The following is a 6,986-nucleotide window of genomic DNA, read 5'->3' as shown; positions in this document are numbered from 1 at the left end:
GCTATCTATCTATTGTCCAACGACAAGCGTGGTCTTTCGGCTACTACCATTGCTAAATTCGTTCAAGTATCTTATTCGACTGGCTGGTTGATGCTAAATAAGCTACGAAAAGCAATGACTGACCGAAATGGTTTATATAAACTTGGAGGAAACGTCCAGGTAGATGAGTTCTTTTTAGGTGGTGAGAGCCATGGCGAAGGCTAAAGAGGAAAGGGAACAAAACAAACCAATGTCCTAATTGGAGTGTCGATTAGCAATGGTGCTCCTACTCATTGCTTCATGGAAGTAATCAAAGATACCACTGCTAAATCATTCAAAGATGTTTTTGTGAGACGTTTAGATTCCGATACCAAGCTGATAAGTGATGGTAACCCAAGTTACGGGGTATGTGCTGAAAGACCTTGGACTAGCGCATTCGATCACTCTATCCAAAGACGAACAAGCACATGTAACATTCAAATGGCTCAACATCCTGATAGGGAACTGCAAGAAATTTATCGACGGAACATACCACGGACGTGAGGAACATAAGCAACTTATGCCTCGAGGAATTCGCATACCGATTCAACCGAAGGCACTTTGAAATGTCCTTGGTAGAGCGACTTCTCAATACATGTGTGTTTGCGTCTCCACATCCGCTACTCCGCGAATCTGATTCCAAAATGGCTCTTGCTTACGAAACTTGATAAGTATGTTATAAATCGTCGATGATCAGCAGATTTATAGGGCTACTTTGAATATCTGCTGATCATCGAAAAGTGCTTGAGGTTGCAAGTTAGAAGCCGACATCCGAGGGCCTTAGCCATAGCATCAATCGAGAGGTTCGCACCTTCAATCGAACGATGATAGAGCGTTTTAGCCTCGCTAAAGTCCGGGCTTCCTATCTCCAATTCCAAAGGTGCGGTGCTACGCTAACTAGAAACCACACCTCAAGAAAGATTGATGTAGAAGCCAAAATAGCCCCACCAAAGACGTACAAGCGTCTCTTCGAACTGGAGTAGCTAGCGATTTTGATCTTAGCTTTTCTGTTGCGTTCCCTTCCTGCATGCAGTCGCATGAGCACCGGGAAACGATCCTCCCCATACTTGGAATGGAGGCTCCAAATAGCAAGCCCCGTATAGAAGTCCAGCAGGGGAATCGCCGTCAGAAGTATGGCCTTAGCTTTGCCTGACAGCGCTATTGCAGCATTTAACATCAGACCTTTAACCTCCTACGCACTGCCAAAGTCTGTGCCCGGGTGGACTTTTCGTCCATGATGGACAAGTTGGTCATCCTCTGTGCCCTCTTGATGCTGATGTCCCTTGGAGCGACCTCCAAAGCTAGCTGCTTTGGGATGTGCCGGACGAACTCGCACTTATTGCAAGTCCGCGTTTAATCGACGATCGCCGCCGCCGTCTTTTTCTTGCCAAACATCGTTATCTCTCCATCTCTTCGTAGTGGCTGAGCCACGTTTTGTGATCGGCTTCCGTGATCCATAGAAGACGGCCTCCGACCGTCTTGTGAATGTATCTTCCATCGTTAGTGCATACTGGGCATCCCCGTAGATGGAAATGCCTACCCGGACCACGGTGGCTACCGCCTCTACTAGGGAACACCCCCGCCTGCGCGGGGAAGCCGCTAACTTTCCACCGTTAAATCCAAAGTCCCCGTTTTGCACTACGCTTTTTTAAGTGACAATTACGGTCTTACAATAGGTGGACAATTGAGAGTCCGAGGACCAAAGCTAAGCAAGAGGTATCTGTGACGATTCCAAGATCAAAGATCCTCCTGTCATGATACGCCTTGGCTTGTATGTCCACATTGGTGACACCACCCCGCCCTGAAGGGCGGAGCTTCGATGGCGTTGTTCACGCCACTCTGCTTTCGACGCGACCAGCGGAGTCGGAAATACTCGACCCCACTGGGGCTACTCGCTTCACGGAACCGCCTTCGGCCTTCCGGCTCTGACTTGGCTTGCGCCTGCCCGTGCTGTTGTCCGCCGGGTCCGGCGGTCTGTGCTGCATAAATCTGCTCTGCTGCGGCCCTGATGTTCACTGCTGCGTTCCTGTCGGCATGGTCTTGATGACCGCACGCGACACAAGCGAACTCCCGTCCACACCCAGGACGATTCGCCGGGTCGAGAGCCTTGCACTTCGCACACCGACGACTGGTGTTCGGCGCCGGAACTGAGACTATCTGGGTTCCGAACTTCGGACCCTTGTACCCAAATTGACGCCGACGCTCGAAGGGGGCGTTGTCGAGGATGCCTCGATTAAGTCCCGCCTTCGCTGCAACACTGGTGCCAGGTGCTTCTACCGTCCCCTTGGCGGAGGCGGTCATGTTCTTCACCCGTAAGTCTTCAATTCCGACGATGCCGTGGTTTTTGGCCACGTCGGTGGTCAGCTTGTGGGTGAAGTCGTTTCGACGGCGGGCCTGTTTGGCTCGCAACCGAGCGATCTCGGAGTTAGTGTGCCGGAGGCGATTGGAGTACCGGCCATTGTTGTGGCGCTTGGCCCACGTGAGCTGCCGAGCCTTCCTGCGTTCGAGGCCGACCAGTCTCCTCTTCTCGCCGGGGGTGAGAGTGGCGGTCATCAGACGGGGACTCTCCTCATCGGAGAGAAAGGCGGAACACGCCACTCCAAAATCGACGCCGGTTGCCGGTTTGCCATTGGGAGGCGCTGTGATCTGTTTGGCCGCAATTCCGAACGACACCATCCACCCAGAACCGGGGGTGAAGGTGAAAGTGGCGTTCCGTACAACGCCGTTGAATGGGCGGTGGTGCCGGAACCGCTGCCAGCCGAGCTTGGGGATCCACACCTCAGACCATTTTCGGTCGATATGGCGGACATCGACGGCCTGCCCTGGGAGCGAGAACCGGAGTTTCGACGAACGCTTCTCGAAGGTGGGCGGCCCGGCGGGGTGGTCAGGGTTCCACCAGTTGTCGTATGCCCGATCGAGGTCCTTTATGGCAGCCTGTGCTGCCTGAGCCGGGAGGTCAGCCATCCAGTCAAAGTCGGCCCTTGCCTCGGTCAGGGACTGGCTCTGCCCCTTGGCCCGGAGCCTGATGCCGCGCCCATCCCAAAGCAACTGGCGCTGCGCCAGAGCAAGATTCTTGATTGCCCTGCGGGTGTGACCCCAGCTTGTCATACGACCTGAGTTCTCCGGCGATAGGACAAGGAGGTACTTGCGGGCGGTGTTTGCCTTCGCATCGTCCCCCTTCTTGATCTTCCGCTTCGCCATGCTTCAACTATACTTGGTTTTATGGCACCGGATCAAGACATTCGCACTGGCAGGCACTGCGTCTTTCTCATGCACGTCCACTTGGTATTTACCACGAAGTTCCGCCATAAAGTTTTCACCGCCCGGCACCTGAAGCGCATGGAAGAAGTAATGGCCAACGTGTGCTCGGACTTCGAGTGTGAATTGGTGGAGTTCAACGGTGAAGCCGAACACGTCCACCTACTAGTCAACTTCCCGCCAAAAGTGTCGGTGTCCAAGTTGGTGAACAGCCTGAAGGGTGTGTCGTCCCGGCGGCTCCGTCAGGAGTTCCCTGAGCTGAAGAAGCACTACTGGAGGGCACAGCGCCTGTGGAACGGCTCCTACTTCGCTGGCTCGGTCGGAGGTGCATCACTCGACGTCCTGCACCGGTACATCGAAAGCCAGGACCGACCACGTGTTTAGGAGTGTCGAGACGAACGGCGATTCACCTCCGCCCTGAAGTGCGGAGCACTCTCGCATGCCACTGGTAGCTGTCTGATAAATTCGGTCAAGTCTTGTCCTAGCAGATACAAATGCCACAAGTATGAAGCTAATAACGACAATCGGATTTATAATCATGAAGGTATCCTCCAGCGAACAACAAAACTAACATCCTGATTGCAAAGTTCCGAACACATCGTAAATAGAGACTCCGTTGTACCCAATCGCGCTACACACAGCTATTTGGGCCTCTCCAATTGCCGCGACAGCACCTGATACGCCCGCCACCACATTCGAAGCCAACCCCGGTGGTTGTAAAACGCTTATAGTAACGCTAACTATTTATTTTGCGCTCGGCATCTGCCCAAAAGACGATTTTGGGTACTTTGGAAGGCTCCCATTTGATTGATCCGCTACCAATATCAGCTTTGTATCCATAATGTAGATGGAGGAAATTAATGTGAAGTCCAAAAGGCATACCCGTTCTACTCAAGGTAAGCAGGGCGCAGGTGTGTAAGAAGATCGCCGAAGGGGACAAGATGCTAAATGACAGTGCAACCATAAGTGAAGTTGCCGCTTTGCCATAAAAGCCCTAAGGCGCTGAAGTTACCGAGACAACCTGGCACCGATGGAAGAGTACCTACGCTGCATTGAAGGGAACCAAAGTAAAGCTTACTCATTGAACTTGAATCTAAAGAACCATCGCCTAAAGAACCATCGCCTAAAGAACCATCGCCTAAAAGAACATCATACTTATCAAGTTTCGTAAGCAAGAGCCATTTTGGAATCAGATTCGCGGAGTAGCGGATGGGGAGACGCAAACACACATGTATTGAGAAGTCGCTCTACCGAGGACATTTCAAAGTGCCTTGCGTTGAATCGGTATGCGAATTCCTCGAGACATAAGTTGCTTATGTTCCTCATCTCCGTGGTATGTTCCGTCGATAAATTTCTTGCAGTTCCCTATCAGGATGTTGAGCCATTTGAATGTTACATGTGCTTGTTCGTCTTTGGATAGAGTGAACCAGTGCGCTAGTCCAAGGTCTTTCAGCACATACCCCGTAACTTGGGTTACCATTACTTATCAGCTTGGTATTAGAATCTCAACGTCTCACAAAAACATCTTTGGGTGATTTAGCAGTGGTATCTTTGATTACTTCCATGAAGCAATGAGTAGGAGCACCATTGCTAATCGACACTCCAATTAGGACATTGGTTTGTTTTGTTCCCTTTCCTCTTTAGCCTTCGCCATGGCTCTCACCATCTAAAAAGAACTCATCTACTCAGGCGTTTTCTCCAAGTTTGTATAAACCATCTCGGTCAGCCATTACGCTCAGCTATTACGCTCAGCCATTGCCTTAGGTAGCTTATTTAGCATCAACCAGCCAGTCGAATAAGATACTTCAACGAATTTAGCAAGGGCTCTAATGGCTAGGGGGTAGTAGCCGAAAGACCACGCTTGTCGTTGGACAATAGATAGATAGCGGAGAACCACTTGGATAAAGAGATATGACTTCGATGAAAGATAGTCCCGGAGGTAACGCTAGTTTGACGTCGACAAGATTTACATTGAAAAAGTGGAGCTCGAGATGCTGCATTTCTTGAAATGATTTGCCCTTACTAAAGTAAATTGATCGAAGTTACACTTTGAGAATCTAAATCCCTAATAGCAATAGCAATTTGATCAAATGATCTTCACATGCTTACTTTGAAGCGAAGCGTACCATAAAGCCTGAGATATCCACCAAGACAGCTTTATAGAACATCTGTTCTACTAAGGATTAGCTCCAATCTGGTCTCGGTGAAGGCGAAACTTACGAAACTTGATAAGTATGAAGAACATCATTGCTGACCAGGCTCTTGATATTGCAATGGCCAAGGAGGTAACGATAATAAACTTCTAACTCTAAAATCGTCGCCTACGTCAATTACACTCCGTAGGTCGCGATTCGCAACTCCACTTGAGCGATCGTTTTGCCTTGTGGCAACTCGATCACCAACCCCAATCTGACAGCCACCTCTACCTTTGGTTTCAATGGATTAGCACTACCCCCACGGTGTTCTCAGGATTTACGACCATAAAACTCCAACGTATAGAACTGCTTGCACGCACGATTATTTTGTCGGGATAGCCAATCGTCCCCGTCGGTTCTGCCACATTCAACATTCCTCCACCATTTGGTCCACATAGTGGCTCTACCCCAAACGGTAACGACTCACCAGGAATGTATACCTGCACCAATGCGAACCCTTTCGAGGGGCCAACACAAGTAACGGAGAGTCCTAATCGGTGAAATCTCATCGCTGAGCGATTCATAACTGGGATTTCCTGCGTACCACTCCCAGTCCCCGATGCAATAACTTGCTCGCCAGGATCCCCTACGAGTGTGCCTAGAGCCCTATTTGTGGAGTTTGCGATCCATGGGATGAGGAGTGCCGATACTGCACCGATAGCTAGACCTGCGACAAAGATCACAATGGGTAGAAGCCGCCGGAACGAGTAGCGGGATGCATGAGTGGCGGCATCGGTATCCGTCATTCATCCTTCCCGAGCTATGACATCGATTGAGCACAATTTGGTCTCCTTGGTATCGGTGAGTGTCAAGATAGTTGGCACATTTGCTTAGTTTGAGATTAATGGTTTTCTGGCACCTTCGTGCCGCCAAAAGCTAGTTAATTTAGGTTCCTCATTGATCGACTTATCCGTGGCGAAATTTTGATCTAGTTGCCGACGACAAGTCGGCAACTAGATCAAATGACCACACTTGGGTCTGCCAATTTGGCTAACTAATTGACAATCCTAAATATCTTTGGGCTCATGAGATCGAAGCTGGATAACAAAATCGTCGCACTATCGTCACGCAACGGACCATTGGAGCTCGCAAATAGGAAACCTCCTGGCTGTGTTGATCGATGACGGACTTGTGGTGTGATTTATACCCACCTTCCCTCTGAGATCTCAGGCCTCTAGCTCTTTAGGAAGCTAACTGGGGTTATTGAGTTGTGGACGATCGCTACGCAAACGGTAATTGAAATGTGGAAAACGCTTCGCGTTTGCGCACAATCCAATAATCTTCGCCCACAGGCTCTTTCAACCTGCTACTACTACTAATTAAATTAAAGTCTCTAAGATCTTGAATCTCTTCGTGTTGGGTCAATCGACTTAGAACTACGCAGATAATGTAGAACTTAGGATGGATTTATCCCTTGGAGGTGTAGTCCAGGTTCTCGCCAGGTGGACTCCAGTCTCTCACTTTAGAGTTGATCCACCTCTTTGGATTGAGTTCCTTTGTCGTTTCGTAGAGTTT

At 49.9% G+C, this 6,986-nt stretch carries 7 protein-coding genes and 2 pseudogenes; 3 read left to right on the top strand and 6 right to left on the bottom strand.

All coding sequences use genetic code 11. From position 1 onward, the window contains the following. Positions 1 to 204: pseudogene (locus AXFE_RS21445) on the top strand (IS1595-like element ISAxf1 family transposase); the annotation flags it as partial. A gap of 39 nt (positions 205 to 243) precedes the next feature. Beyond that, positions 244 to 522 carry a hypothetical protein gene (locus AXFE_RS21440; RefSeq protein ID WP_407071679.1) on the top strand — a complete coding sequence of 93 codons (279 nt, stop codon included), beginning with the start codon at positions 244 to 246 and terminating at the stop codon, positions 520 to 522. A gap of 358 nt (positions 523 to 880) precedes the next feature. On the opposite strand, the gene AXFE_RS08600 is transcribed toward AXFE_RS21440, so the two are convergent. From AXFE_RS08600 to AXFE_RS18450, 3 genes are all read right to left on the bottom strand, one after another. Next, positions 881 to 1,195 carry a hypothetical protein gene (locus AXFE_RS08600; protein WP_052605476.1) on the bottom strand — a complete coding sequence of 105 codons (315 nt, stop codon included), beginning with the start codon at positions 1,193 to 1,195 and terminating at the stop codon, positions 881 to 883. A gap of 159 nt (positions 1,196 to 1,354) precedes the next feature. After that, positions 1,355 to 1,657, bottom strand: coding sequence for a hypothetical protein (locus tag AXFE_RS08595; protein ID WP_052605475.1), 303 nt, complete (start codon positions 1,655 to 1,657; stop codon positions 1,355 to 1,357). 113 nt (positions 1,658 to 1,770) lie between these two features. Then, positions 1,771 to 3,219 carry an RNA-guided endonuclease InsQ/TnpB family protein gene (locus AXFE_RS18450; RefSeq protein WP_152625973.1) on the bottom strand — a complete coding sequence of 483 codons (1,449 nt, stop codon included), beginning with the start codon at positions 3,217 to 3,219 and terminating at the stop codon, positions 1,771 to 1,773. Between the two features lie 21 nt (positions 3,220 to 3,240). Between AXFE_RS18450 and tnpA the strand changes: the two genes are divergently transcribed. After that, the gene (gene tnpA, locus AXFE_RS08585) at positions 3,241 to 3,660 is read left to right on the top strand and encodes an IS200/IS605 family transposase (protein ID WP_052605474.1); all 420 of its coding nucleotides are present in this window, start codon (positions 3,241 to 3,243) and stop codon (positions 3,658 to 3,660) included. Here tnpA and AXFE_RS20300 read toward each other — a convergent pair. From AXFE_RS20300 to AXFE_RS08570, 3 genes and pseudogenes are all read right to left on the bottom strand, one after another. Then, positions 3,607 to 3,816 carry a hypothetical protein gene (locus AXFE_RS20300; RefSeq protein ID WP_162484447.1) on the bottom strand — a complete coding sequence of 70 codons (210 nt, stop codon included), beginning with the start codon at positions 3,814 to 3,816 and terminating at the stop codon, positions 3,607 to 3,609. The genes tnpA and AXFE_RS20300 overlap by 54 nt on opposite strands. Positions 3,817 to 4,434: 618 nt before the next feature. Continuing rightward, positions 4,435 to 5,366, bottom strand: a pseudogene (locus tag AXFE_RS19240) (IS1595 family transposase). 344 nt (positions 5,367 to 5,710) lie between these two features. Continuing rightward, on the bottom strand, positions 5,711 to 6,217 hold the full coding sequence (locus AXFE_RS08570) for a hypothetical protein (RefSeq protein WP_052605471.1): 507 nt from the start codon (positions 6,215 to 6,217) through the stop codon (positions 5,711 to 5,713). Positions 6,218 to 6,986: the final 769 nt, after the last annotated feature.

This window comes from Acidithrix ferrooxidans, from assembly GCF_000949295.1.
GTDB lineage: Bacteria > Actinomycetota > Acidimicrobiia > Acidimicrobiales > Acidimicrobiaceae > Acidithrix > Acidithrix ferrooxidans.
This window is presented reverse-complemented; position numbering and strand designations above follow the sequence as displayed.